The organism is Candidatus Tectomicrobia bacterium (genome assembly GCA_016192135.1).
Lineage (GTDB): Bacteria > UBA8248 > UBA8248 > UBA8248 > UBA8248 > 2-12-FULL-69-37.
In genome coordinates this window covers 20837-46908 of the sequence record JACPUR010000015.1, presented here as the reverse complement: position 1 = coordinate 46908, position 26072 = coordinate 20837, and the positions used below count along the sequence as shown (strand labels likewise).

The following is a 26072-nucleotide window of genomic DNA, read 5'->3' as shown; positions in this document are numbered from 1 at the left end:
ATGCAGCGGTCAGCGCTGGCGCAGCACCCGCTTGTCGCCCACCCGCAGGGTGACGCGCGCCGTGTCGAAGTATTCGAGCAGCGGGATGGCGTGCTTCCGCGTGATGCCCAGGAGATCGCGGAACTCGGCCGCCGTGATCTCCCCCTTCTCGCGCAGGCGCTCCTCGAGCCGGGCCTGCGCCTCGTCGAGCCGCGCCCGGTGGTAGACGACGGCGTCCTTCATCCGCACGAGCGTCCCCTCGTTCACCAGCACCTGGAGCGCCTGCCGGCCCGCCGCGGCCGGGGCGCCCGCGGCGGCCATGGCGTCCTCCAGCGCGGGAGGCTGGAAGCCGGCCGCGTGGAAGACCCCGGCGATCTTCTCCTTGAGCTTCCCCAGCTCCTCCCCGAGCTGCACCTTGTGGGAGGCGAGGCGGAGGAGGGCGTTTTCCTCCTTCACTTTCCCGCCCGAGATCAGCGCCGCCAGGGCGGCGTCGAACACCCGCTCGGTGGCGCCCCCGGCCTTGCCCCGCACCTCCTCGCGCGGGGCGCCCGGCCGCAGGGGGTTCGCCTTGTGGTAGGCGGCCAGGAAGCCCTCCACGGCCCCCTGGACGCCCTGGAAGTGCTCCGCCGTCAGGGCCAGCCCCGACTCCGGCTCCACGATGCGCAGCCGGCCCGCCTTGGCCTGGGCCCGGATGCCCTCGCGGATCTCCTGGGGCGTCAGGGTGAGGCGGCCGGTCAGTCCCTTCACGTCGGCCCCGGCCGCCCCCGCCTCGGCGAGGAGGATGCGCAGGCGCTCGCTCTCGTCCCCCGCCCGGAGCCCCTCCAGCAGCTCCTGGGAGGAGGCCCGGAGGCGGCGGTGCTTGCGGGGCGCGACGTCGAGCACCTCGCCCCCCCCGATGGTGACGACCGGGGAGTAGCTGCGGATGACGAAGCGGTCCCTCGGGAGGAGCGCCACCGGCTCCTCCAGGCGGAGCTGGGCGAAGCCGCTCTCGCCGGGCTCGAGGGCGTCCTTCCCGATGAGGGCGACGCGGCCCATCGCCTCGGCCGTCCCCGCGTGGAAGCGCACCCGCCCCCGCGTCTTGAGGGGCCGGGGGGCGTCGGCCAGGTGCTGGAGGTGGACGTCGATCATGTAGGTCGGCTTGAGCTCGCCCGGGCGGCCGAGCACGTCTCCCCGGAGAATCTGCGCGCGCTCCACGCCCTGCAGGTTCACCGCCGTGCGCAGCCCCGCCGAGGCCTCCTGGACCTGGGCGCCGTGGACCTCGAGGCCCCGCACCCGCGCCTCGAAGCCACGGGGGAAGACCTCCACCCGCTCCCCGACCCGGACGGTCCCGCTGAAGAGGGTGCCCGTCACCACCACGCCGAAGCCCCGGATGGTGAAGACCCGGTCGATGGGCAGCCGGAAGAGCCCCTGGCCGCTCTTCTCTGCGGCGGAGGCGGCGACCTCCCGCAGGGCGGCCCGCAGCTCGTCCAGCCCCTCGCCGGTCGCGGAGGAGACGGGGACGACGGGCTGGCCCTCCAGGAAGGTGCCCCGCACGAACTCGCGCAGGTCCTGCTCGACCAGCTCGATCCACTCCGGGTCCACGAGGTCGCGCTTGGTCAGGGCGATGAGGCCCGCCTTGACGCCGAGGAGGCGGCAGATGGCCAAGTGCTCCCGGGTCTGGGGCATCACCCCCTCGTCCGCCGCCACGATGAGCATGACGAGGTCGATCCCGGCGGCTCCGGCCAGCATGTTCTTGACGAAGCGCTCGTGGCCCGGCACGTCCACGATGCCGAAGCGCTCGCCCTCGAGGTCGAGGTGGGCGAAGCCCAGCTCGATGGTGATGCCGCGTTCTTTCTCTTCCTTCAGCCGGTCGGTGTCGATCCCGGTCAGCGCCCGCACCAGGGAGGTCTTGCCGTGGTCGATGTGGCCGGCCGTGCCGATGACGATGTGCTTCATGAGCCGCCGCTGGCGGACATCCTGGGCTCGTGGCGCCGGATGAAGTCGAGGACGCAGGCGTTGAACTCCCGCGCCTTGGGGACGTAGAGGAGGTGCCCGCCCTCCTCGAACACGCGGAGCTCCGCCCCCGGGATGAGCCGGGCGAGCTGCTCCGAGTAGTAGAGCGGCGTGGTGGCGTCGTCCCGGGCCACGAGGACGAGCACGGGCGCCTTGATCCGCCCCAGGCGGTCCCACTCGTCGTGGGCCATGATGCAGTCGATCCGCTCGGCCATGACCTCGGCGGGCGGCGCCGCGCGGATGGCCTCCGCCTCTTTCTTCTCGAACTCCTCGAGGTGGTCGTTGAGGAACTTCGGGCTGTTCAGGGTGACGGCCGAGAGCTTGGTGTAGGCCTCCCAGCCCAGTTCGAGCAGCACCTTCTTGCGCATCGCGAACTGGCGCTTGAAGAAGGCGTCGCTCCGGGGCCAGGAGCTCACGATGGCCGCGCTCTGCACCCGGTCCGGGTGATCGATGCAGAGCGCCTGGTTGATCGCGCCCCCGGTCGAGCTGCCGACGAGGTGGGCCCTGGGGATCCGGAGCGCGTCCATGACGGCGAGCACGTCCTCCGCCATGAGGCGGACGCTGTAGGCCCCCTTGGGCTTTCCGCTCTTGCCGGTGCCGCGGTGGTCGTGGAGGACGAGCGGGCGCCCCTGGCTGAAATCCGCGGCCTGGGCCGCCCAGGCCGCTCGCGCCCCGCCGAGCCCGCTGATGAGGAAGACGGGGATCCCCTTGCCGCCGGGGTTCACGACCTCGTAGTCGATGTCCACGCCGCCGGACCGCACAACGGGCATGTGTCGCTCTCCTCGCCGATGGCTCGCGAAAGGGAAGGGCTTGGGGCTTCGTCCGGTCAGGCCCCGGCCAGGGCCCGGAGGGCCCGGGCCAGGAGGGGGACTTCGTCCTCCCGCACGCACCGCAGGTCGAGCAGGACGCGGTCCCCCTGGATGCGCGCGACGACGGGCGGGTCGCCGCGGCGCAGGCGCTCCTCCACCGCGTCCGCCGAGAGGCCCTCGGGGGCGAGCGCCACCGCCCGGCTCGGGAGCGAAGCCGTGGGCATCGCCCCCCCGCCCACCATCCCCTCGGTCTCGGCCTCCCGGGCGTTCAGCCTCCGGCACGCCTCCGGGCCCGCCGCCTCCATCAATGCCCGCGCGCGCCGGCCGACGCTCTCCGGCGCCTCGGCCAGCAGCCGCAGGGCGGGCAGCTCGCGGAGCGCCGCCCCGGGGTCGAGGCAGGCGCGCAGCGTGGCCTCCAGGGCGGCGAGGGTGAGCTTGCCGGGGCGGAGGATGCGCATCATCGGGTGCTTCCTCATCTGATCGATCCATTCGGCCCTGCCCACGGCGATTCCCGCCTGGGGGCCGCCCAGGAGCTTGTCGCCCGAGAAGGTGACGACCTCCACCCCCGCCTCGATCGAGGCCGCCACCATGGGCTCTTCCGGAAGCCCCGGGACGGGCACCAGGCAGCCGCTCCCCAGGTCCTCCAGCACCGGGACGCCCCGCTCCCGGCCCAGGGCGGACAGCCGTTCGCGCGGCACCTCCTCGGTGAAGCCCACGATGCGGAAGTTGCTCGTGTGGGCCTTGAAGAGAAGCGCGGTCTGGGGGCCGATGGCCCGGGCGTAGTCCTCGATGCGGGTCTTGTTGGTCGTCCCCACCTCGACGAGCCGGGCGCCGCTCTGGGCCATGATGTCCGGGATGCGGAAGGAGCCGCCGATCTCGATGAGCTCCCCGCGCGAGACGATCGCCTCGCGCCCCTCGGCCATGAGGCGCAGCGCGAACATGACGGCGGCGGCGTTGTTGTTCACCACCACCGCGCCCTCCGCCCCCGTGAGCCGGCGCAGGAGGTCCTCCACCGCGTCGCCGCGCCGGCCGCGGCTCCCGCTCTCGAGGTCGAACTCCAGGTTGGAGTAGTTCCGGGCGACGGCGAGGAGCGCCTCGCAGGCGGCCTCGCTCAGGGGGGCGCGGCCCAGGTTGGTGTGGAGCGGGATGCCGGTCGCGTTGATGAGGGGGCCCAGGCGCGGGCGCCGGTCCGCCCGGAGGAGGGCCTGAGCCTCCCGGAGAATCTCCCGGCGGAGGGACTCGCGCAGCCCCTCGCCGCCGTCGTTGGCGCTCCCGGAGGGCTTTTCCCCGCGCAGGCGGCGGCGGCGGTCCTCGATGGCCCTGCGGGCCGCATCGGCCAGGGCCGCGTCGGAGGGCCCCTCGCCCCCCTCCCGGCGCAGCTCGCCGACGAGCTCATCCACCGAGGGCAGATGCCGGAGGAGCGGGCCGGATTCGGCTGGATTCGCGGGGGGGGTCATCTGGGCTCCGGGTCGCGGGTCGGAACAAGCTGAAACTATAAGAGCCCCCCTTCGGGGCGGTCAACCGGGCGCCCCACCGGAGGGGCGCCCCCGCGGGCGAACCGTTGTCCGGGGCGCGGCCCTCTGCTATAGATGGGCGGACCGGAGGAGAGGCGCGGACGATGGGATGGGAGAGCGTGCAGGCGGTCCTGGCGGGCATCCTCTCCAGCCCGGTCTTCATCCTGCTCGTCTCCTTGGGCATTTTCGTGGCGCTGGCCTGGCTCGCGCTGCCCTTCGCCCTGTACGGGGTGAGGCGGCGCCTGGACCGGATCATCGAGGGGTTGGACCGCCTCCAGGCGCTCCTGGAGGACGTCCCCGGCGGTCCCCCCGCCGCGCCGGCGGGGGAACGGGCGGGAGGCCCGGTCCGGGAGGGCGCGGGGCTGCTCGACGAGCTCCGCGAGGCGCTCCGGGGCGCCGTGCCGGAGCTGCAGGAGCGCGTGCTGGACGCGGGGCGCGTCGAGTACGTCCACCGCCGGGGCTGGGGCCGCGAGTTCGCCTGCCTGAGCGTTTTGCTGGAGAATGGGCGCCTGCGCGCGAGCTTTCCGCTGCGCGAGCTGGAGAAGGCGTATCCCCGCTTCTCGGGCGGGCAGTTCGAGCAGTACGTGCGCGCCTTCCTGGGCGAGCGGCACGGCGTCTTGCCGGCGTCCCCGCCCGGCGCGGACGAGCTGGCGGTGATCATCCAGCCGGGCACGCGGAAGGGGCTCGAGATCTTCGCGGGCATCGTGCGGGAACAGTTGTGGGGTTCCATGACGGAGGAGGCTTCGCCGTGAAAGAGCTGCTGGCCCTGCTCAAGGAAGTGAACCGCATCCTGCGCGAGGAGCGCGACTCCACCGTGCGGGCCACCAAGCAGATGGTGGGGAAGCTCGAGGGCGTCTCCTTCCGCTGCGACGCCAACCGCCGGCGCCTGGACATGCTGCGCGACCGGCTCCACTCGCTCGGGAACCGCTGAGCGGCGCTTTTTGGCCGCTTTCCGCCGGAGGGGCCGGACGAGTCCTCCTTGACACCCTCCTCCCGCCCTTGCTAGGTTTCGCCCCCAGTATCGAAATCGCCGGAAAATGAAGGAATTGGTGGATATCGCGGTCTGATTGGCAATGCCTTTCGCTTTTCTTATACGGTATCTTCCTCCCGCCGCCGGGACCACCTATGACGACCGAACTCCAGAAGAAGTCGGATGTCTTCGTTCCGGGGTCGAAGGCGAACGTCGTGCCCTTCATGCGGGACGTTTTCACCATCCCGACGAGCTCCCGGGAGAGGCCCCGGCTCATCGGCTCCCAGTGCAAGGAGTGCGAGGAGTTCTTCTTTCCCAAGACGGGGGCCAAGGCCACCTGCGACAACCCCTTCTGCCCCCGCAGCACGAGCGAGGTGCTCCTGAGCGGGCGCGGCAAGCTCCTCTCGGCCACCGTTACCCGCTCCCACGAGGGGCAGGAGCGCGCCTCGGCCGTCATCATGCTGGAGGAAGGCATCAAGATTAACTCCGCCCTGGTGGACTGGGACGGCTTCCGGGACCTCCTCGTCCCCGGCACCCCCGTCGAGCTGGTCCTCCAGGAGATGGAAGTGCGCGAGACGGGCGAGACGGTCGTCGGCTACGGCTTCCGGATGGTCACCGGCCGGCGCAAGCCCCGCTTCCTGCCGCCCCCGCCCCCGCCCGCTCCCCCGGCGCGCAAGGGAGCGGCGCGGCCCGCCCTCGCCCCCGCGAAGCCCTCCGCCCCGGCCGCCAAGCCGGCGGACGGAAAACCCGCCGTCCCGGCCGCGGCCCCCAGGAAGGCGGCGTCCTCCAAGGCTTCCGCCAAGCCCGCGCCCAAGAAGAAAGCGGCTCCCAAGAAGGCCGCCAAGAAAGCCGCGAAGAAGGCGGCCCGCAAGCCGGCGAAGGCCAAAGCCCCTCTCCGCAGGAAGCCTGCCAAGGCCAAGAGCGCCCCGCGGGGGGCCAGGGGGAAAGCGGCCAAGAAGGCGGCCCGGCCGAAGCCCAAGGCCCTCGTCCGCAAGAAGGCCGCCCGCTCCGTCCCGCGCAAGCGCCGCTGATCCCAGGCTCCCCCCGCACCGCCGATGGCCCGCCTCCTCGAAGGCCTTAAGGTCGTCGACGCCAGCCAGTTCAACGCGGGCCCCATCGTCTCGCTCTATCTCGCCGGCTTCGGCGCCGACGTGATCAAGGCCGAGCGCCCCGGCGGGGAGGACAGCCGCGCCATCGGCCCCTTCCGCGCGGGCGAGAGCAGCTACTTCATGAGCCTGAACCGCGGCAAGCGCTCCCTCACCCTGAACCTCAAGCACCCCTCCGGCCTCGCCGCCTTCAAGCGCCTCGCCCGCTGGGCCGACGTGGTGATCGAGAACCTGGCGCCCGGCGTCATGGACCGCCTCGGGGCGGGCTGGGAGGCCCTGCGCGCCGAGAACCCCCGCCTCGTCTACGGCGCCGTCTCGGGCTTCGGCCAGACGGGCCCCCACGCCCGGCGCCCCGCCTTCGACAGCCTGCTCCAGGCGGCGGGGGGCCTCATCAGCGTCACCGGCCCGGCCGGAGGCCCCCCGGTCCGGATGGGCGTCTCGGCCGTGGACATCGCGACGGGCCTCTTCCTCCTCTCGGGCGTCCTCGGGGCGCTCTGGCGCCGCGAGCGCACCGGGGAGGGCTGCCGGGTGGACGCCTCCATGCTGGGCGCCGCCGTCAACCTCATGGAAAATCCAATCGCCCGCCACAGCTTCACCGGCGAGGTCCCCGGCCCCGAGGGCCTCTCCCACCCCGTCGTCTCCCCCTTCTCGGGCTACCGGACGAAGGACGGCCTAATCTTCGTCGCCATCTCGAACACCAACCGCTTCCGCGTCCTCTGCCAGGCCCTGGGCCGGGCGGACCTCGCGGACGACCCCCGCTTCCGCGAGAACAAGGACCGCGCCGCGAACGGCCCCGCCCTGCGCGAGATCCTCGAGGGCATCCTCCTCGCGCGCACCACCGCCGAGTGGGAGGACTTCCTCATCCCGCGCGGCGTCCCCGTCAACGCCATCAACGACGTAGCCCAGGCGAAGGAGCGCTTCCCGGAGGCCTTCGCCGAGGTCCATCACCCCGCGGCCGGGCCCGCGCTCCTGCCCGCCTCCCCCCTCGCCTTCGGGGGTGAGCTGCCCGACTTCTCCCGCCCCGCCCCCCGCCTGGGCGAGCACACGGAGGAGGTCCTCGCCCTGCTGGGCTACTCGCCCGCCGAGATCGCCCGGATGCGGGAGGAAGGGGCCGTCTGATCCAAAAAAAACGGCTTTTTCCATTCAATTCCCGTTACTAAGCGTTACGGTTCAGGACCAAGCCCTCCTCTCCCGCCCCCGGGCCCATCCCGGCGGCGATCCCCCAATATGGGCCGTGAGAGCAGAAAGTCCGCTACCGCAATTTCGTCCAATTTCGCGCTGGTTCGTGGAAGCGCGCGAAATTTGGCCGCCTTGCCGTAAGATGCCGCTATGTAGGGGCGCACGGCCGTGCGCCCCTACCAGGGCAAACCCTTGCGCCGTGGGGAGATCATGCCCTTTCATCCGGACCGTCATCGCCGCCGCTCAATCCGGCTGAAGGGGTACGATTATTCGGGACCGGGGGTGTTTCGTCACAGTGTGCACCCAGGGAAGGGAGTGCATTTTCGGAGAGGTCACGAATAAGAAAATGCGGCTGAACGAAATTGGCCGGATTGTTGGTGAAGAGTGGACGCGCTCAGCATTCATCCGCCAAGAGATGGAATTGGATCCTTTCATTGTCATGCCGAATCATTTGCACGGGATCGTCATCCTGCGCCTTGCTCCTGTAGGGGCGCACGGCCGTGCGCCCCTACAAAATCCACCCCACCGGGCGCCCAAGTCGTTGGGTTCATTCATCGCCGGGTTCAAATCCTCCGCAACTCGCCGAATCAATATCTTCCGAAAATCCCCTGGTATTCCCCTCTGGCAGCGGAATTATTACGAGAGAGTTGTCCGGGATGAACGGGAGTTGGCGCGCGCCCGTGAATATGTCCGCCATAATCCCGTACAATGGCTCCAGGATGAGAATCATCCCGCCCGCCTCGCCCTGAATTCTCCAGATGCCAACTCCTGATCGAGTCCTTACCGACGCCAAGCGCCTCTCCGTCTCCCCCCGCCTCTCCATCCCCCTCTCGGAGTTCGAGATCACCTACGCCCGGAGCGGGGGCCCGGGCGGCCAGAACGTGAACAAGGTGGAGACGAAAGCTGTGCTCCGCTGGCGGGTGACGGAGTCGCCCAGCCTGCCGGGGGAGGTGCGCGAGCGCTTTCTCGCGCGCTACGGGGGGCGGGTGACGAAGGAGGGGGACCTCGTCCTCCAGTCCCAGCGCTTCCGCAGCCGGGAGCGCAACGCGCGGGACTGCCTCGAGAAGCTCGCGGAGATGATCCGGAGGGTCGCCGCGCCGCCCAAGCCCCGCAGGAAGACCCGGGCGACCGCCGCCTCCAAGGAGCGCCGCCTGCGCGGGAAGAAGGAACGCTCGGCCGTCAAGCGGGGCCGGGGGCGGGTGCGGGAGGAGTGAGGCCCCAGCGGGCCCTGCCTTCAGTCCCAGCTTCGTATGTTCCAGCCGGGGAGAATTTTCGTCATCTCGTTCCGAGTCGCCATCACGAGATAAACGAGGAATGCCATTCCACTGATTCCCAAAAAGAGCTTCATGATTCCTGCTCCCTTGATGGGACAGGCTGTCAGGACAGCCGGTTTGAATGTCCGCTAAAATGTCCGGCGCAAATATCGCCGCCGGGCGGATTCGCGGCAAGGTGGGAAATCACCTGCGCGAAAGGGGGGCGCTGGGGAAAGAGGCCGGCCCGGGGCGGGCGAGGCTCAGGCGCCCGCGGGCGCTAAAGAAAAAAATCCGGAGGCCGATGAGTGAGAAAGGAGCGGGGCCCGAGCTAGGCCTTGGCGCCCCGCCGCCTGGGGGCGAAGCGCCGCCGCCAGCTCGCCGTCTGGTCGCGGGTGATGCGGTAGAGCATGGCGCCTCCCGCGGTCACCGAGACGAGGATGAGGGCGAAGCCCAGGGTCATCGCGCCCTGGAAAGCGCCCGGACGGCGCGGATTCCCGGCCGGAGCATTCTGAGACGCCGGGGCGGGGACCTCCGGCAGCCAAACGAAGGGAGCGGCCAGGGCCGCGCACACCAGGAGGATGGGGAGGACGAGGCGGGTCAGCACCAGGCGTTTCACGGATTCACCTCCGCCGGAACTATACGGCTCCGGTGAAGACAGGTCCAGGCGCCTCCGTTGATGATCTTGAAACATTGCAGTGATATTCCCCACTGGCGCCGTGGCCGGTTAGGGACTACTATCGGTATGGCTTTGTGATTCTTTGCTTCATTTTCCGCCCTCCTTGGGAGGTGGATATGTCCCGCCCCCGAATCGGCATCACCTGCGACATCAACCAGCGCGAGTTCCCCGACGAGCCCCGCATGAGGGATCGGCACTATCTGATGGATGCCTACATCCAGGCGGTGCTGAAGTCGGGAGGAGTTCCGCTGCTGCTTCCCGCGGTGACGGAGGAGGCCGACGCCCTGGCCTTCCTCGACGGCATCGACGCGCTCATCATCTCGGGCGGCGGGCACGACATCCGCCCGGAAACCTATGGCGAGAAGCGCCTGCCGCACTGCGGCCCGCTCAACCCCAAGCGCGAGGAGTTCGAGCTGGCCGTCTGCCGCGGGGCGCTCAGCTGCGACATGCCCATCCTGGGCATCTGCGGCGGGATGCAGGTGATCAACGTGGCCACCGGCGGCACCCTCGTGCAGGACATCTCCGCCGAGGTCCGGGGCGCGCTGCCGCACCGGCCCGGGAGGGGGGCCACCTACACCTTCCATCCGATCGAGATCCTCCCCTCCTTCCTGGAGGAGACCCTGGGCGGGGGGCCGCACCTGGTGAACAGCCACCACCACCAGAGCGTGAAGGAAGTCGGCCCCGGGATGCGCGTCACGGCCCGCAGCGCGGACGGCGTCATCGAGGCCATCGAGTGCGCCTCGTGCCGCTTCGTGATGGGCGTGCAATGGCACCCGGAGTCCATGTCGGCCTACGGCCTGGGGGACAGCGTCTCGGCCGAGCACCTCTTCGCCCGCCTGCTGGACGAGGCGAGGGACTACGCCCTCGAGGCCGGGGCGTACCAGAGCGAGAGCCTCTAGCGCCGGCCGGCCGCGGCCGGCTTGACCCTGCTTCCCCGCCTTCCTACACTCGCGCCTTTCCGGCGGACCCGATGGGTCCGGTCCGGAGGAGGCGCCTCCGTTGAAAATCGGCATCATCGGCCTGCCCGCGAGCGGAAAGACCACCCTCTTCAACGCGCTGACCGGCGGAGCGGCCCGCACCGGCGCCTACGGCGGCGGGCAGCTTCACGTGGGCGTGGCCCAGGTGACGGACCCGCGGGTGGACGCCCTCGCCGCCATCTTCAAGCCCAAGAAGAAAACCTACGCCACGGTCGACTTCGCCGACGTGCCCGGCCTGGGCTCCGAGGAGGGCGGGGGCGCCAAGCGCGGCGCGGACGCCATCCCGGCCTCCCTGCAGGGCGCGGACGCCCTGCTCCTCGTGGTGCGCGCCTTCGGCGATCCCGGCGTCCCTCACCCCAAGGGGAGCGTGGACCCGGCGCGGGACCTGGCGGATGTCCGGCTCGACCTCGTCCTGCGCGACATGGCCGTGGCGGAGCGGCGGCTCGAGCGCCTCGAGCGGAGCGTGGCCCTCAAGAAGGACCCCGCCGAGGCGGCCGAGCTGGCGGCGCTCAAGCGCGTCCAGGCCGCCCTGGACGAGGGACGGCCCGTCTCCTCGGTGGACCTCACGGAGGACGAGGCCCACCGCCTGCGCGGCTTCGGCTTCCTCTCCGGCAAGCCCCTGCTCGTGGCCGTGAACGCGGGAGAGGAGGACATCGCGAAGCCCGCCTCCGCGCTGGGGGTGGCGGAGGAGGGCGCCGTCGTGCTGTGCGCGCGGCTCGAGGAGGAGCTCGCCCAGCTCCCCGAGGCCGAGAAGGCGGACTTCCTCTCGGGCTACGGCCTCGAGCGCCCGGCGCGCGACCGGGTGGTGAGGGCCTCCTTCGCGCTCCTGGGCCTCATCTGCTTCCTGACCGTGGGGGAGGACGAGGTGCGCTCCTGGCCCATCCGCCGCGGGGACGCCGCTCTCAGGGCCGCGGGCAGCATCCACTCCGATCTCGAGCGCGGCTTCATCCGGGCCGAGGTCGTCTCCTACGAGGACTTCATGAAGGCGGGTTCGATCGCGGCGGCCCGCGAAAAGGGCGCGCTCCGCCTCGAGGGGAAGGACTACGCCGTCAAGGACGGCGACATCCTCAACATCCGCTTCAACGTCTGATCAGCGCCGGACGGGGGGCTTCCAGTTCTTCTCGATGAGCCTGGCGGCCCGCTGGATCAGCACGGGCATGTTGAAGGGCTTGATGACGAAGTCCTTCGCCCCCGCCTCCAGGCACTCGTGCACCAGATCGTGCGATACCTTCGAGCTCAGGATCATGGTGGGGGGGATGAGGGCGTTCTCCAGCTTGAGCTGGGAGAGAATCTCGGGCCCGGACTTCCCCGGCAGCGAGATGTCCAGGACCAAGAGATCGAACAAGCCCTCCCGGACCAAGCCGATCGTCTCGTCCGCGCTCTCCGAGAAGGAAACCTCGTGGCCGGTCCGCTCGAAGGCGGTGCGGAGCATGTCCCGCAGGGTCGCGTCGTCGTCGGCGATGAGAATCTTGGCCACGGCCGGGCTACCGGGAAGAAGAGGTCCGAGTCTGAAAATCAGGCCACATCGGCTGGCCCGTTTACTTTTTCAGCGTTGAAGGTCGAAGTCGCGGGGGCACAGGCGCGGCCCATCCGCATGGATTCTACACCATTTGACGGTCTGTTCACATTGTTGGCGCCTTCGAATTCGGCGAATTTCGCCGACCGGGGGGCGGCGAAAAAAATCCCTCGGGAAAAATCGGACTCAGCCAAATGTGATCTGGGTCACTTTTTCGCGGACCGCGCGGTGGGCGGCGCAGCCCACCACCGCCTCCCGCTCGCGGTGGCGGCGGGCGAGGTCGCCCGGCCGCACGAAATCCCGTGCCGGGGGCGCGTAGCGTGCCTTGGCCGCCTCGATGCGGCGGAGGGAGCTCCGCTGCGCCTCCGGCGCGATCTCCTCCCTCCGGAGGCCCTCCTCGATCCGGCCCCAGGCGCGTTCCTGCATCTCCTCGTTGTGGCAGATGAGGGCCAGGTCCGCCCCGGCGAGGAGGCTTTCCCAGGCGGCGGCGACCGGATCCGGGATCGCCCCCATCTCCAGGTCGTCCGTCACGATGAGCCCCCCATAGCCCATCTCGCCCCGCAGAAGATCCCGCAGGAAGCGCGGGGAGAGGCTGGCCGGGCGCTCCGCGTCGATCCGGGGGAAGAGGGCGTGGGCCGCCATCGCGGACGCCGCGTCCGCCCCGGGCGCGAAAGCCCGCCGGAAGGGGATGAGCTCCCGCCCGCGCAGGTCGTCCAGGCCGAGGGGGGAGGAGGGCAGCGTCTCGTGCGGGTCGGGCGCCATGCTCCCGATGCCGGGGAAATGCTTCGCGCAGGCCGCCACCCCGGCTTCCTGCAGCCCCGCGATGAAGGCCGCGCCCAGCGCCGAGACCGTTTCGGGGTCGTCCCCGAAGGCGCGGTCCCCGATGACGGCGCACCCGGGGTTGGTCAGGAGGTCGAGCACCGGCGCGAAATTCAGGTTCACCCCCGCGGCCCGCAGCTCCCGCCCCACGGCCCGCGCCGCCTCCCGCGCCAGGGCCGCGTCGCCCAGCCGGCCGAGGTTCCGCGCCGGGGGGAGGAGGGTGAAGTCTCCCGAGAGGCGGCTCACCCGCCCCCCTTCCTGGTCGATGGCCACGAGGAGCGGGAGCCCCAGGGGCGCCCCCGCCGCCGCCCGCTGGAGGGCGTGGGTCAGCTCGAGGAGCTGGCCCGCGCTCTCGATGTTCCGCTTGAAGAGGATGACGCCGCCGAGCCGCCCCGCCGCGATCCGCTCCAGCAGCGGGGGCGGTGGGGCCGTCCCCGGGAAGCCGCCGATGAGGTGCTGCCCGGCCCTCTCCCGGGAGGTCGCGTTCGGCATGGCGGTCAGCGCATCCGCGTGATGGTGAAGGCCTCGGCCAGCCGCATCCCGGCCAGCCGGCCCGTCTCCTCGCACCGCTGGCGGACGCGCCGCGCGGTGGCGGGCAGGTTCGGGATCTGGCACCTGTGGCAGCCGATGGCCTTGATCTTCTGCTCGAAGACCCCTTCGATGTCCACGAAGAAATTGGGGGTGAAGGCGTTGGTGTAGAGGAGGGCGTTCGTGTGGTGGGCGCGGATGCCCGCCAGGCCCAGCTCGGGCAGGAAGTTGTCGTCCCGCGCGTAGACGACGCCCTTGAAGACGGCGTGGCCCACCGCCTGGTGGTCCGGGTGCTGGTAGTGGGGCCGCCAGGGATCGTGGGTCACGATGGTGTCCGGCTTGAAGTGCCGGATGAGAAACGCGATCTGGTTGCGGAAGGCCCGGTCGTCCTCGAGCTCCCCGTCCCGGTGGCGCAGGAAGATCGTCTCCTTCACCCCGAGCGCCCGGGACGCCGCGAGCTGCTCCGCCTCCCGGATCTGGGCCAGCTTGAGGGGGCTCAGGCCCTCCTTCGTCCCCTTGTCCCCGTTCGTGCATACGATGACGCGCGCCACCGCGCCGTCCCGCACCCAGCGGGCGATGCTCCCGCCCGCCCCCAGCTCGGCGTCGTCCGGGTGCGCGATGATCACCAGGACGTTCTCGAACTCCGACCGGCTCACGTGCCCTCCTTCCCCTGTTCCGCCCCCTGTTTCGCCAATGGGGCGCGCCGGGCGGCGAGCGGCCGCCGCCGCTCCCCCCGCGCGCTCCCCTTTCCGCCATTCCCCGCGCGGCGGAGCAGCCCGCTCCAGGCCCGCGCCTCCCGCCGGGCGATCTCCTCCCACCCGAACCCCCGCGCCCGGCGCCGCGCCTCGCGCCCCATCCCCTCCCGGAGCGCCTCATCCTCCAGGAGCCGCAGAAGCGCCCGGGCGAAGGCCCCGGCATCTCCCTCCGGGACGAGGAGGCCCGTCCGCCGGTGGGCGATGGCCTGGGGGATTCCCCCCGCCCGGAAGGCCGCCGCCGGGAGCCCGCACGCCGCCGCCTCGAGGGCCACCAGGCCGAAGGACTCCAGCCGCGAGGGGACGGCCAGGGCGTCCGCCGCCGAATAGAAGAGCGGCAGCTCCGCCTGGGGCCTCGCCCCGAGGAAGCGCAGGCTCCCCTCCACCCCGAGCGCCCGGGCGCGCGCGAGCACGCGCCCAGCCTCGGCCCGCTGGCGGGAGGAGGCGAAGTCCTCCGGGCGGAGCCCGGCCGCTCCCCGCCCTTTCCGGCCGGGCTTGAGCTCCCCGCCCACGTGGAGGGCGAGCAGGGGAAGATCGGGCCGCTCGCGGCGGAGGAGGGCCAGCGCTTCTGGCAGCCGGTCCAGCCCCTTCACGGGCTCGACCCGCCCCACGCTCAGGATGATCCGCGTCCCGTCCGGCAGCCCGAGGCGCGCCCTCGCCCGCGCGCGCGGGACGGGGGAGAAGAGCGCCGTGTCCACCCCGCAGGGGACGATGCGGATGCGCTCCTCCGGCGCCCCGAGCCGCGCCTGGAGGAAGCGGGCCTCGTCGCCCGAGGAGACGAGGATCAGGTCCGCCCGCCGGGCGAGCCTGGCTTCGGCGCGGGCGCGGGCGGGCGTCTCCTTCTCCTCCCCGGCGGCGAGCCGGGCGTTCTTCTGCCGGGCCAGGGTGTGGAAGCGCAGCGCGAGGGGAACGCGCCACTCGCGCGCCAGGTATTCGCCCGCCGCTCCCGAGAGCCAGTAGTGGCAGGAGAGGAGGCCGTATTCCCCGCCTTCCTTCCCGGCGAAGGCCGCGGCCGCCGCCGCGAAGGCCCGGGCGTGGGGGAGCAGGAGGTTCTTGTGGAGGGGGCGGCGCGGGCCGGCGGGGAGGCGGACGAGCCGGGCGCCCGGGGCGATCGCCTCCACGGCGGGGGACGCCGCGTCCTGCGCCCGGGTGAAGACGTCGGCTTCCACCCCGAGGGCGGGCAGCGCGCGGGCGATCTCGCGCACGTAGACGTTCATCCCCCCGGTCACGTCGCCGCCCAGGGGGGCGAGGGGGTCGGTGTGCATCGAGAGCAGGGCGGCGCGGAGCGGGGGGCGGCGCGTCATCCGGCGTCCCGGGAGAGGCGGACGCGGAAGATGGGCTGATCCAGCGCGCCGAAGGTGTACTTGTAGGGCTCGTCCCCGCGCAGCATGTCGAAGGCCGCGCGCCCGGCGTTGATGGCCTCCTCGATGTTGTGGGCGAGGAGCACCAGGCCCGCGCTGAGCTGGCGCTCGTTCGGGTCGTAGCCCGAGTTGTAGAGGTAGATGCGGTCGTCGTAGTCGAGGGAGAAGTTGGCGGCGGCCGTATGGCCCTCCACGGAGAGGAAGCTCAGGTCGAGCCACCCGAGGCGGAGCATCTCGTGCGCCATCTCGCGGAAGAAGGCTCCCCGCGCCTCGTTCCAGAAGCCGCTCTTCTCGGGGTGGCTCAGGGCGTGGAGGCGGATGAACTCGTCGAGGTCCGCCTCGAGCTGGTCCTCCGAGAGGGTGCGGCGGAACTCCAGGGGCTGCATGTGGGCGCGGCGGAGCTTCCGGCGCAGCTCCCGCTCGTCGCGGGCGTCGAGCATGCCCACGTAGTCCTCCCAGCTCCCCGGCAGGGGGACGACGGGGCAGACCTCCTCCTGTTCGGCGCGGCCCCGGCCCGGGGCGTCCGGCGCGGTCAGGGCCTTGAGGGTGGGGGAGGCCGCGGGCAGCCCGCGCACCAGGAGCTCCTTCCACTCCGGCGCCTCCGGGCCGCGCAGGTGGGCGAGCAGGGCGGCCCACGCCTCGGCGTGGGCGCCCGGGGCCGCCGCGATGTCGAGGTAGTCCGAGAGGTCCTCGCCGCCCGTGAGGCGCAAAAGCCCGTCCCCGTTCACCACGAAGGGCGCGGCCGCCGCGAGGCCCCCGTCCGGGCGGCGCACCTCGCAGACGTGGAGCGTCCCCGAGCCGAGGTGCTTCCACCAGCACAGGTGCCAGGCGGGGTCGTAGAAGGGGTGGCTCGGGCCCCCGGCGAGCAGGGCGCGCCACTCCCCGGTCAGCCGGGTGAAGGCCTCCGGTGAAGCGTGGGCGCGGACCTCGAGGCGGCCGGGGCCGGACCGGCGGGCGCCGGGAGGAGCTGTCGGGCAGCAGGAAGCCATCGTCACCTCATCTCATCCGCCATTCCGGCGGGAGCGAAAATAGTAGGAATCCGGCGGCGGCCGGTCAACGCGGCGGCTTAGATGCGCGTCACGAACGCCGCCGGCGCATGTCCCGCCTCGGGCGGGAGGAGCGTGGGCCAGTGGAACAGGTGGAGCATCCGGTGGCAGACGAGCGTCTGGAACAAAACGAACCCCGCCTTCGCCACCCCGCGCCGGGAGGCCGCGTTGCCCGCCTCGACGAAGATCATCATCCGCTTGAGGCCCTCCGCCTTCCCGTCCTCGAGGGCGCGGCGGAGGACCGAGGGATACAGGTTCCGCCCGCGCCAGCCCTCCAGGGTGAAGGCGTCGTACAGGTAGGCCTCCCCCGGGGCCGGCTTCACCGCCATCGCGATCTCCTCCACCCCCACCGGCCCCGCCGCGCCCCAGATGTAGCTCACCGGGCGCCCCCGGTGCAGGGCCACGAAGCACTTCTCCCCCCGGGCGTAGCGCTCCATCGGGAGGGCCGCCCCCTGGATCTCGCAGATGATCTCGCGGTCGGGGGAGGAGATATCGAGCACCTTGTGCTCCACCTCGATGCGCGCCTCCGAGGGGGGAATTTCCCCCGGATAGGGGAAGTCGTACAGGCAGAGCTCTGTCCGCTTGTAGAAGAACTCGGAGAGGGCGCCGTTCACGTCCCGCCCCTCCCGGAGGAGGAGCGCTCCAGGGCGTCCAGGAAGGGCGCGAGCAGGCGCCCCAAGGCCGCCCGCTCCGGCAGGAGCGAGAGGTGCCGCCGCACCGAGCGGACGGTGGGGGGGATGAAGGGGAGGTAGAAGGCGTTCCCGCGCTCGACGCGCTGGAAGGCGAAGGTGCCGATGGCCTTCAGGTTCCGCTGGAGCCCGGCCCGGGCCAGCGCGGCCTGGAAGGCGCCCTCGCCCCCGATCTCCCGGGCGGCCGGGGCCCCCGCATGGAAGCGCGCCGCCAGATGGGCGCGCGCCGCCTCCGGAAGCCCGGCGTAGCTGTCGAAGACGAGGGAGGCCAGGTCGTAGAGGGCGGGCCCCCGCCGGGCGTCCTGGAAGTCGAGCACCATGAGCCGCCCGTCCTCCCCGGCCATGAGGTTGCGGCTGTGGTAGTCGCGGTGGGCGAGGCGGAAGGGCTGGCGGCAGAGCGCCTCGGAGAGGGCGTCGAAGTGGGGGGCTAAGGCCTCCTCCGGCGCCTCCACGCCCAGCAGCCCCTCGAAGGCCCAGCGGCGGGTGTGGTGGAGCTCCCGCGAGAAGAAGGGCGGGTCGAAGGCCCGCCCGAGCGCCGGCCCCGGGGCCTCGCGCTTCCCCTCTTGAAGCGAAATCAGCAGGTCCACCGCCCTCTCGTAGAAGGGGCGGGCGGCCTCCCAACCCGAGGCGTTCCATAGGTCCTCGAGGGAGCGGGCGCCCCCGTCCTCGAGGAGGATGAGGCCCGCCGCCGGGTCCATCGCGTAGAGCTCGGGCACGGGCTGGCCCAGGGCCGCGAAGTGCGCCCGCGCCTCGAGGAAGGGCAGCTCGTCCGGCTCGAAGGGGGAAGAGAGGATCATCCCGATCGAGCTCCCGGGCGCCGCGCCGGGGTGGAGGAGGCGCGCGTACCGCCGGTCCGAGGCGTCCCCGGCGAGCATGGCGGCCTCCGCCGCCGCCCCGAAGCGCTCCCGGGCCATCGCGCGGAGGCGGCCGAGGGCGCGGTCCGCCTCCAGGGTGGCGGCCGGGGGCGCGGTCATCGCGGCTCCCTCTGGGGCGCGAGCCGCCGGGCGGCCTCCTTCAGGCGTGAAAGAGTATCCCGGTAGGGCTCCTCGCGGCGCTTGATCTCGAAGGTGAGCGCTCCACCGTACCCGGCCGCCTCGAGGGCCCCCGCGAAGGCGCCCCAGTCCACCGCGCCCTCGCCGGGGACGAGATGCTCGTCCCGCCGGCCGTCGTTGTCGTGGATGTGAGTGGCCGCGCACCAGGGGGCGAGGCGCGCGTAGGCGCCGGCCGCCCCCCCGCCCTCCGTGATGCGGGCGTGGCCCGCGTCGATGCAGGCCCTGAGCCGGGGGTGATCCATCCGCCCGAGGAAGCCCGCCAGCGCCTCCGGCCGGCCCAGCGGGGCCGGGATGTTCTCGAGCGCCAGGGTGAGGCCCAGCGTCTCGGCCAGGGGGAGGAGGCGCTCCAGGCTCGCCCGGAGGTTCTCCTCCGCGTCCCCGGCCGCGCCGGAGGGATGGAGGACGGCCACCCTCGCCCCCGTCTCCGCGAGGGCGCGCATGGCCCGCTCGGTGCGGGCGAGGGCGTCCTCGCGCGCGGCCCGGTCGGGGTGGGCCAGGGAGAGGAAGCGCCCGGCCCGGGCCTCGGACAGATCGGCGTAGAAAGGGGCGTGGAAGCTCGCGGCCTCGAGGGAGAGCTCCCGGAGCCAGCCCTTCAGGCGCGCGAGCGCGGCCGGGTCGCCCGCGTCGAAGTGGGGCGTCATGGCCCAGAGCTCCACCCGGCGGAAGCCCGCCCCGGCGGCCTCGCGCAGGTGGTCCCCGGAGAGGGCCTCGTAGGCGAAAAGATGGGCGGAGAGGCTGAAAGTCGAGTCCAAGCGGGGCCTTTCACCGGAGCCGGGCCGAGGATCCAGCGGGGATTATAGGCCCGGCCAGAGGGAGGGGCAACGCGGGGGGGGCTGTGGCTCATCGTGGTGGGGAGCGCGCGGGAGGGGGAGGACGGGGGCAAAGTGCGGGCACGGGAATTTTCAGCCCGGGCTGGCTGTCGAATTGAGATGCCGTGATATGCCGTTGGACAGGCAACGAGCAATAGAATACATAGGGGTCAACGCGCCTTCGGCAAGAAATCCCGCGGCGTGTGATACCGCTGGGAAACGGAACTCCGGGTCGGCTAATTGTTGTTATGCACACAATCATCGGTGACACGTGATGACAGAAGCCGAAGGGGGGGCCTTCGCAGACCTCCTGCCAGGCGTTCTCAGGAGGCTACTCGCGAAACGTCGCGATCTCGACGGCATCAAGGAGAAGCTGGCGAAGCACCTTGTTCTCGATCCCGACGAGACCCTGCGGCGATGGAGCGAGTTGCCTGACCTTGAGCCGACTTCCGGTCCTCATGTACCACTACTCCTTGAGGCTCGCGAGCTGTATCGTCACGGACACTTCTACTCCTGCGTCGCGATGTGCGGCATCGCGTCGGAGCGGATTGTCAAGGACGTCTTGGGTGAGGGTCTCGCTGTTCGGAAGGACGACGAGGCTCTCGATCTGCCCGAGGAGGCTATACCTGAGATCGATCGCTTCGAGCTGAGCGCAATAGCGCGCTTCCTGACGAAGGCCGGTCTTCTTACTCCCGAGGCGCGCAAAGCGGTCTTAGATCTGGCTGAGCTTAGGAACCGTTATGCGCATGGCTCGGGCGCGAAGCCTCGCGAGGACGCGCTGAAGGCCCTCGAGCTCCTCCATGATGTGGTCAACCGCACTGTGTCACTCTTTGCGGGTCATGAACGCCTCGGTTCAGCGCCTCAAATGGATACTCTTCCCGGCGCCGCAGGTTCATTCGGTTTCGATCCGACGAATCCGATTCCAGGGGACTACATTCAATACTGCGCAGAACTGCGTTGCCCCCAAGGCCATCCCTATAGCTTTAAGCGCCGAGGCAGCCTCGGCGTAGCGGGTCCTGATCAGCACATCATCGACCGCGTGTCGCTGCTCTGTGATGGTGGTGAGCATAACATCGACCTATTCTTCGATGTCTATCACGCAGGGACTTCAGCGGCCACGCCTGACGGCCTCAGTCGAGGGGCGGCGAGAGGGAAGCGCCTGGTTGGTGGGCCGGGTCCTCTGAGAGGAGTGGAGGGTGCCTAACCAGCGTATCCACCGGAAGGCGCTTTGCGCTGCCGCTGAACACGAGCGCGTTCTCGCGTGCGAGCTCCGCCGCGAGTTCCCTCGCTTCGCTCGGCGCCGCTGATCGCCAGCGTTAGCCGGCAAGGGCATTTCCGGCTATAATGTTTCTGTTTCCGCCGGAGGTGACGAGATGAAGGACCTTACGAGGATCACCGCCGACCCACAGGTGATGGGGGGGAAACCCTGCATCCGAGGCCTTCGGGTTACCGTGGGAACGATCGTTGGCCTCATGGCTGCCGGCCATTCCAAGGAAGAGATCCTCAGGCTTTATCCCTACCTTGAGGAACCCGACATCGCTGAGGCCCTCGCCTACGCGGCCTGGCGTGCAGAAGAGATCGAGGTCCAGCTCGGTCGCCCGTGAAAATCCTTGTAGACATGAACCTTTCCCCGTCGTGGGTGCCTATCCTTGAGCGTAGCGGTTTTCCCGCCGTTCACTGGTCGGGTGTGGGTGAGGGCAGTGCGCTTGATCCGGTAGTCCTAGGCTGGGCGCGTGACAACGGCTGCGTTGTCTTCACCAACGATCTAGACTTCGGAATCATTCTGGCTACCGCCCGGGCGGCTGGCCCTAGTGTCATTCAGGTGCGGACGCAGGATGTAACGCCCGATCATCTTAGCGGCATTGTCGTGGCGGCTTTACGCGAGCATCAAGAGCTCCTGGAGCGGGGTGCCTTGATCACTATCGACGAGTCTCGTCTCCGGGCGCGGATTCTTCCTCTCGTTCAGTAGGGGGTCGGTGGCTAACCATTGGGTTGAGAAGGACGCGACGGACCGCGCCTCTCACCCACGGCGTTGGACGCCGGGACAAATTCTCGTCCAGCTTGATTCTCATGGAGCCGTGAGTTTCCGTCTAACGAATCTTATCAAAGCCACCTTGTCAGTTGTTCGGGAAGAAGCCCAAGAGTACAGGACCTGCTGCCCTCATCCCTCCACCACCGCCGGGGGGCGGAAGGCGGTGACGGGGGGGAGATCGCCCTCGTAGCGCTCCACCTCGACCAAAGCCGTGTGGGAGATGGGGCCCTGGCCCAGGCCGGAGCTCCCCTTGTCGAGGGTCAAGACGTTGGGGTTGCCGTGCTTGTCGAGGGCGCCGGGGCGGCCCGGCTCGGCGGGGTCGTACCAGGCCCCAGTCGGCAGGAGCAGCACCCCCCGGCGCACCCCCTCGCTCAGGCGCAGCCCGGCGAGGGTGGCGCCGCGCCCGTTGAAGACGCGGATGATGTCGCCCTCCCTGAGCCCCCGCGCCCCGGCCTCGGCCGGGTGGAGCCAGGCCGGCTCGCGGCCATTCACTTTGGCCTCGCGGCTGATCCCGCTGTCGTCCATCTGGCTGTGGAGCCGGGTCTTGGGTTGGTTCGAGACGAGGTGGAGGGGATAGCGCCTCGCCGCCTCGCCCCCCAGCCACTCGGCCGGCTCGATCCAGGCCGGATGCGGAGGGCAGTCCGGGAGGCCCGCGCGCGCGATGGCCTCGGAGAAGAGCTCGATCCTGCCCGAGGGGGTCTTGAGGGGGTTCGCCTCCGGGTCCTCGCGGAACCTGCCGTAGAGGATGTTCGGCTCCTCGGGCTCGGGGATCTCGGCCCAGCCCTCGCGCCAGAAGGCGTCGAAGTCCGGCAGGGAGACGCCCTTCGCGGAGGCTTTCTTCCCCGTCTCCTCGTAGAGATGGCGCACCCACTCCATCTCGGTCCGCCCCTCGGTGAAGGCTTCCCGGGTGCCCAGGCGCGCGGCGAGATCGGAGAGGATGCCGAAGTCGTCCCGCGCCCCGCCCACTGGCTCGACCGCCTGGTGCATGGCGATGAGGAAGCGGTCGTTCGCGCAGGCGCCGATGTCGTTGCGCTCCAGGGTGGTGGTGGCGGGGAGCACGATGTCGGCGTGGCGGGCGGCGGGGGTCCACCAGGGCTCGTGGACGACGACGGTGCCGGGCCGCTTCCAGGCTTGCACCAGGCGGTTCAGGTCCTGGTGGTGGTGGAAGGGGTTCCCGCCGCACCAGTAGACGAGCTGGATGTCGGGGTAGGTCCGCTCCCCGCAGTCGAAGGTGTAGCGCCCGCCCGGGTGGAGCAGCATGTCGGCGATGCGGGCGACGGGGATGAAGCTCCCCGTGGGGTTCCGCCCCGGGCTCATGGAGGGGCCGCCCACCTCCAGCTTGGGGTTGCCCATCCCGCCCATCGAGCCGTAGCCGAAGCCGAGCCCCCCGCCGGGGAGGCCGATCTGCCCCAGCATGGCCGCGAGGGCGACCGCCGCCCAGAAGGGCTGCTCCCCGTGGTCCGCCCGCTGGAGGGACCAGGTGACCATGACGAGGGTGCGCCCGGCCGCCATGCGGCGGGCGAGGCGGCGGATGGCCTCGGCCTCCACCTCGCAGATGCGGGCCGCCCACCCGGCGTCCTTGGGCCGGCCGTCGTCCAGGCCCAGGAGGTAGCGCTCGAACTTCTCGTAGCCCGCGCAGCAGCGGGCGAGGAACCCGCGGTCGTGCAGCCCCTCGGCCCGGAGGGTGTGGGCGAGCCCCAGCATGAGGGCGGTGTCGGTGTTGGGCCGGGGGGCGATCCATTCGGCCCCGAGGAGGTCCGGCGCGTCCTCCCGCAGGGGGCTCACGTTCACGAACTCGACCCCCGCCTCCCTGGCCCGGCCCAGCCAGTGGAGGGTGGCGTGCTCGACGGGCCCGCCGTGGCAGACCTGGACGTTCTTCAGGGGGAGCCCCCCGAACATCACCACGAGCCGGGCGTGCCGGGCGATGGAGTCCCAGGAGGTCAGGGGGCCCTGGCAGGCGGCGTGGTCGCCGAAGGCGTAGGGGAGGATGGCGTAGCCCGCGGCGATGGAATAGGTGTGCACCTGGGCGGTGAAGCCGCCGATGGTGTTCAGGAAGCGGTGGAGCTGGACCTTGGCCTGGTGGAATCGGCCCGCGCTGCCCCAGCCGTAGGAACCTCCGAAGATGGAGGCGTTGCCGTGCGCCTCCTTCACCCGCTTCAGCTCGTCCGCCACGAGGTCGAGGGCCACCTCCCAGGAGACGGGGACGAAGGCCTCCTCGCCGCGCCTCTCCCGGCTCTCGGGGCCGCGCTCGAGCCAGCCGGCCCGCACCATGGGCTGGGGGATGCGGGTCTCGTGGTAGAGGGCCCCGGGGATGGAGCCGAGCAGCGGCGAGGGGTTCTTGTCCTTCTCGAAGGGCTCGACGCCGATCAGCCGGCCGCCCAGCACCCGGGCGCGGAAGGCGCCCCAGTGGGAGGAGTGGGGGAGGAGCTTCTCGTCGTGGGTCATCCGGGGCTCCACGCAAAAAAGGCAACGAAATCGCGGCTTCGGCGAGGCCGGGATTATAGCAGAAGCGCCGCGGCGGGCCTCCCTCCCACCCCCGCGCCCCGCGCGGGGCTGGAAGTCCCTCATTTATGAGGTTTTAGAATGCGCCCTCCGAAATTCAGGTTTCGGGTTTGACAGGCGGGAGGGCTCTTTCTAGTATCGGTCCGACCACCTGACCAGAGGTGGGCCTCGGCCTTCCATCCGGCACCGACGTCCGCGACCGCGCCCCGCCGCGCAGGGAGACCCTCGGTTTGCTCCGCCCGGTCAAGAAGACCCGCCTCTACGAGGACGTCGTCGCCCAGATCCAGAAACTCGTCCGCACGAAGAAGCTCTCCCCGGGCGACAAGCTCCCCTCCGAGCGCGAGCTGGCCGTCGCGCTGGGCATCGGGCGCCCCTCGGTGCGCGAGGCGCTCCGCACCCTGGACAGCATGGGGCTCATCGAGGTCCGCAGCGGCCAGGGCGCCTTCCTCCGCAACCTGAGCCTCGACCCTTACCTCGCCTCCATCCGCGACAGCCTGGCCTTCCTGCTCGACGTGCGGGAGGAGACCCTGCTCGAGCTGTGGGAGGTGCGCCAGGGGCTCGAGGAGCAGATGGCCCGCCTCGCCGCCCGCCGCCGGAGCGCACTGGACCTGGAGCGCCTCCGGGGGCTCACCGGGGAGATGGAGCGCGGCCTGGGGGCGCCCGAGGAGGTGGTGCGCTCGGGCATGGCCTTCCACCGCGCGCTGTGCGAGGCGGCGGGCAACGCCGTCCTCCTCACGGTGTGGGAGGCCATCGCGGGCCTCATCGAGAAGAGCCAGCGTCGCATCATCGGGGTGCCGGGCCAGCCGCGGGAGGCCTTCGCGAAGCACGAGGCGCTCCTCGCGGCCGTGGAGGCCGGGGACGCCGAGGGGGCGCGGCGAGCGATGCGCGAGCACATGGAGGCCGAGGAGGCGCACCTGCGCGGGGCGCTGGCCTCCGCCCGCCCGGAAGGGCCCGGGCGCGGCGGCCGCAACGGCAAGGCGAAAAGGGAGGGCGCGCTCAAGAAGGCGGCGAAGGCGGTGTGACGCAAAAACGTTCCGCGCCGGCCGCCTCCCGCGGGAGGGAAGCCGGGGCGGGGGATCCATTCAACCAGGAGGAATCTCGCGATGGCGCAGCTCAGCAAGCAGGGAATGCCGCTCGATTTCTTGCAGAAGGAGCATTACCAGTCGCCCCGCCGCGTGTACAGCCAGACGGGCAGCGACTGGCAGCGGCGCGTGGACTTCGACAAGATGCGCAGGGACCGGCTCGACCGCGCGAAGGCGATGATGGAGAAGCACAACCTCGACGCGATCATCATGTTCAAGGGCGAGAACGTCCGCTACACCTGCTCGGTCTTCCAGGGCAACTGGAAGAACAACATCTTCATCCGCTACGCGGTGCTCTGCCGCGGCGCCAAGACCCCGGTGCTCTTCGAGACGGCCGGCTCGGACCTCGAGTGCGCCCGCATCGACGCCCCCTGGCTCGAGGGCAACATCCGCCCCGCCATCACCTGGAAGTGGTCCGAGACGGCCGAGCAGATGATGGTGAACCGCATGGCGGACTCCGTCATCGACGTGCTCAAGGAGCACAAGGTCGACTACCAGAAGGGCCGCATCGGCATCGACATCATGGACATCCAGGCCTTCAACGCCTTCACCGAGAAGGGCGTGAACCTGGTGAACGCCTGGGGCGCCATGAGCGAGGCCCGCGTCATCAAGACGCCCGAGGAGATCGAGTGCCTCAAGATCAGCTCGACCATCGGCGACACCTGCATGTGGATGATCAAGAACGAGTGGCTGAAGCCCGGCGTGCGCGAATGCGACATCACCGCGGCGGTGAACGATCTGCTCTACCGCGAGGGCTTCGACTTCGTGTACGACATCATCGTGGCCTCGGGCGGCAACACCAGCCCCTACCGCCGCTGGCACACCGATAAGATGGTCCGCGCCGGGGACCTCATGATCGTGGACATCAACGCCATCGGGCCCGGCGGCTACTTCGTGGACTACGTGCGCTGCTTCAAGTGCGCGGGCGACTGGACGAAGCGCGAGCGGGAGCTCTACCGCGAGGTGTACGACTCGATGTACGCGGGCCTCGCCGAGCTCAAGCCCGGCAAGACCACGAAGGACGTGGCGTCCAAGTTCCCCGTGTACGCCGACGACAAGTACGGCACCGTGACGCTCCAGCAGTTCGCCCACTCGATCGGCCTCGACCTCTACGAGGGCATGTGGATCAGCCGCGCCTACAGCCTGGACTACCCGGTCGAGATCAAGGAGAACATGTACTTCGCCATCGAGACCTTCGCCGGGCACCCGGGCCTGCCGCAGACGGTGCGCCTGGAGGAGAACGTCCTCGTCGGCCCCGACGGCCCGATCATCTTCACCGGCATGGAGCACTACGACGAGTGCATCAAGGACTCGCCCTACTACGACTTCTCGAACAAGTCGCGCGGCGAGGCCCGCAACGGCTAGATGTTTCGCCCCCGGCGGGGCACGCCGCCTAGCCCCGCCGGGGGGCAGCTCTTCCCCGATCGGC

25 protein-coding genes and 1 pseudogene are annotated in these 26072 nt (G+C 70.8%); 13 read left to right on the top strand and 13 right to left on the bottom strand.

Annotated elements, in window-relative coordinates:
- Positions 1-9 precede the first annotated feature (9 nt).
- Genes selB through HYZ11_05930 form a run of 3 tightly spaced genes read right to left on the bottom strand, consistent with a single transcriptional unit; the run spans position 10 to position 4237 of the window.
- Complete coding sequence (gene selB / locus HYZ11_05940; GenBank protein ID MBI3127124.1) at positions 10-1914, bottom strand: selenocysteine-specific translation elongation factor; 1905 nt, start codon at positions 1912-1914, stop codon at positions 10-12.
- Positions 1911-2741: an alpha/beta fold hydrolase gene (locus HYZ11_05935; protein ID MBI3127123.1), complete on the bottom strand. Its 831-nt coding sequence runs from the start codon at positions 2739-2741 to the stop codon at positions 1911-1913. Before HYZ11_05935 ends, selB begins: the two co-directional genes overlap by 4 nt.
- A 56-nt stretch (positions 2742-2797) precedes the next feature.
- A complete protein-coding gene (locus HYZ11_05930) occupies positions 2798-4237 on the bottom strand; it encodes an L-seryl-tRNA(Sec) selenium transferase (GenBank protein MBI3127122.1) in 1440 nt (479 codons plus the stop codon).
- A gap of 161 nt (positions 4238-4398) precedes the next feature.
- Between HYZ11_05930 and HYZ11_05925 the strand changes: the two genes are divergently transcribed.
- The 6 genes and pseudogenes from HYZ11_05925 (at position 4399) to arfB (ending at position 8763) form a co-directional block, all read left to right on the top strand.
- Positions 4399-5046, top strand: a complete 648-nt coding sequence (locus HYZ11_05925) for a hypothetical protein (protein MBI3127121.1) — start codon at positions 4399-4401, stop codon at positions 5044-5046.
- Positions 5043-5225 carry a hypothetical protein gene (locus HYZ11_05920; protein ID MBI3127120.1) on the top strand — a complete coding sequence of 61 codons (183 nt, stop codon included), beginning with the start codon at positions 5043-5045 and terminating at the stop codon, positions 5223-5225. The genes HYZ11_05925 and HYZ11_05920 overlap by 4 nt, the downstream gene beginning before the upstream one ends.
- A gap of 194 nt (positions 5226-5419) precedes the next feature.
- Positions 5420-6295 carry a hypothetical protein gene (locus tag HYZ11_05915; GenBank protein ID MBI3127119.1) on the top strand — a complete coding sequence of 292 codons (876 nt, stop codon included), beginning with the start codon at positions 5420-5422 and terminating at the stop codon, positions 6293-6295.
- A 24-nt stretch (positions 6296-6319) separates the two neighbouring features.
- Positions 6320-7489: a CoA transferase gene (locus HYZ11_05910; protein MBI3127118.1), complete on the top strand. Its 1170-nt coding sequence runs from the start codon at positions 6320-6322 to the stop codon at positions 7487-7489.
- A gap of 270 nt (positions 7490-7759) precedes the next feature.
- Positions 7760-8321, top strand: a pseudogene (locus tag HYZ11_05905) (hypothetical protein).
- Positions 8308-8763 carry an aminoacyl-tRNA hydrolase gene (arfB, locus tag HYZ11_05900; GenBank protein ID MBI3127117.1) on the top strand — a complete coding sequence of 152 codons (456 nt, stop codon included), beginning with the start codon at positions 8308-8310 and terminating at the stop codon, positions 8761-8763. Before HYZ11_05905 ends, arfB begins: the two are co-directional and overlap by 14 nt.
- Before the next feature lie 367 nt (positions 8764-9130).
- Here arfB and HYZ11_05895 read toward each other — a convergent pair whose 3' ends face one another.
- Positions 9131-9418 (bottom strand): hypothetical protein, encoded by a 288-nt coding sequence (locus HYZ11_05895; GenBank protein MBI3127116.1) that lies wholly within the window; start codon positions 9416-9418, stop codon positions 9131-9133.
- Between the two features lie 176 nt (positions 9419-9594).
- Here HYZ11_05895 and HYZ11_05890 point away from each other — a divergent pair, with 176 nt between their 5' ends.
- Both HYZ11_05890 and ychF read left to right on the top strand, forming a co-directional pair.
- Positions 9595-10377, top strand: a complete 783-nt coding sequence (locus HYZ11_05890) for a gamma-glutamyl-gamma-aminobutyrate hydrolase family protein (GenBank protein ID MBI3127115.1) — start codon at positions 9595-9597, stop codon at positions 10375-10377.
- Positions 10378-10477: 100 nt separating this feature from the next.
- Positions 10478-11545, top strand: coding sequence for a redox-regulated ATPase YchF (gene ychF / locus HYZ11_05885; GenBank protein ID MBI3127114.1), 1068 nt, complete (start codon positions 10478-10480; stop codon positions 11543-11545).
- Here the strand turns inward: ychF and HYZ11_05880 are convergent, their stop codons facing one another.
- From HYZ11_05880 to HYZ11_05845, 8 genes are all read right to left on the bottom strand, one after another.
- Positions 11546-11932: a response regulator gene (locus tag HYZ11_05880; protein ID MBI3127113.1), complete on the bottom strand. Its 387-nt coding sequence runs from the start codon at positions 11930-11932 to the stop codon at positions 11546-11548.
- Positions 11933-12157: 225 nt separating this feature from the next.
- Positions 12158-13282 (bottom strand): beta-N-acetylhexosaminidase, encoded by a 1125-nt coding sequence (gene nagZ, locus HYZ11_05875; protein MBI3127112.1) that lies wholly within the window; start codon positions 13280-13282, stop codon positions 12158-12160.
- A 5-nt stretch (positions 13283-13287) separates the two neighbouring features.
- Positions 13288-13974: a PIG-L family deacetylase gene (locus HYZ11_05870; protein MBI3127111.1), complete on the bottom strand. Its 687-nt coding sequence runs from the start codon at positions 13972-13974 to the stop codon at positions 13288-13290.
- The gene (locus HYZ11_05865; protein ID MBI3127110.1) at positions 13971-15374 is read right to left on the bottom strand and encodes a glycosyltransferase; all 1404 of its coding nucleotides are present in this window, start codon (positions 15372-15374) and stop codon (positions 13971-13973) included. Before HYZ11_05865 ends, HYZ11_05870 begins: the two co-directional genes overlap by 4 nt.
- Complete coding sequence (locus HYZ11_05860) at positions 15371-16426, bottom strand: GNAT family N-acetyltransferase (protein MBI3127109.1); 1056 nt, start codon at positions 16424-16426, stop codon at positions 15371-15373. The genes HYZ11_05865 and HYZ11_05860 overlap by 4 nt, the downstream gene beginning before the upstream one ends.
- 71 nt (positions 16427-16497) lie before the next feature.
- Positions 16498-17091: a GNAT family N-acetyltransferase gene (locus HYZ11_05855; protein ID MBI3127108.1), complete on the bottom strand. Its 594-nt coding sequence runs from the start codon at positions 17089-17091 to the stop codon at positions 16498-16500.
- A complete protein-coding gene (locus HYZ11_05850; protein MBI3127107.1) occupies positions 17088-18140 on the bottom strand; it encodes a phosphotransferase in 1053 nt (350 codons plus the stop codon). Before HYZ11_05850 ends, HYZ11_05855 begins: the two co-directional genes overlap by 4 nt.
- Positions 18137-18970 carry a sugar phosphate isomerase/epimerase gene (locus HYZ11_05845; GenBank protein MBI3127106.1) on the bottom strand — a complete coding sequence of 278 codons (834 nt, stop codon included), beginning with the start codon at positions 18968-18970 and terminating at the stop codon, positions 18137-18139. The genes HYZ11_05850 and HYZ11_05845 overlap by 4 nt, the downstream gene beginning before the upstream one ends.
- Before the next feature lie 331 nt (positions 18971-19301).
- Here HYZ11_05845 and HYZ11_05840 point away from each other — a divergent pair, with 331 nt between their 5' ends.
- The 3 genes from HYZ11_05840 to HYZ11_05830 all read left to right on the top strand — a co-directional run bounded on the left by HYZ11_05840 (position 19302) and on the right by HYZ11_05830 (position 20996).
- A complete protein-coding gene (locus HYZ11_05840; GenBank protein MBI3127105.1) occupies positions 19302-20231 on the top strand; it encodes a hypothetical protein in 930 nt (309 codons plus the stop codon).
- 169 nt (positions 20232-20400) lie between these two features.
- Entirely contained in the window at positions 20401-20631 is a 231-nt protein-coding gene (locus HYZ11_05835; GenBank protein ID MBI3127104.1) for a DUF433 domain-containing protein, read from the top strand.
- Positions 20628-20996, top strand: a complete 369-nt coding sequence (locus HYZ11_05830) for a DUF5615 family PIN-like protein (GenBank protein ID MBI3127103.1) — start codon at positions 20628-20630, stop codon at positions 20994-20996. Before HYZ11_05835 ends, HYZ11_05830 begins: the two co-directional genes overlap by 4 nt.
- Positions 20997-21188: 192 nt before the next feature.
- Here the strand turns inward: HYZ11_05830 and HYZ11_05825 are convergent, their stop codons facing one another.
- Complete coding sequence (locus tag HYZ11_05825) at positions 21189-23504, bottom strand: molybdopterin guanine dinucleotide-containing S/N-oxide reductase (GenBank protein MBI3127102.1); 2316 nt, start codon at positions 23502-23504, stop codon at positions 21189-21191.
- Positions 23505-23791: 287 nt separating this feature from the next.
- Between HYZ11_05825 and HYZ11_05820 the strand changes: the two genes are divergently transcribed.
- Positions 23792-24583 carry a FadR family transcriptional regulator gene (locus tag HYZ11_05820; GenBank protein MBI3127101.1) on the top strand — a complete coding sequence of 264 codons (792 nt, stop codon included), beginning with the start codon at positions 23792-23794 and terminating at the stop codon, positions 24581-24583.
- Between the two features lie 105 nt (positions 24584-24688).
- Positions 24689-26008: an aminopeptidase P family protein gene (locus tag HYZ11_05815; protein ID MBI3127100.1), complete on the top strand. Its 1320-nt coding sequence runs from the start codon at positions 24689-24691 to the stop codon at positions 26006-26008.
- The last annotated feature ends 64 nt before the right edge of the window (positions 26009-26072 follow it).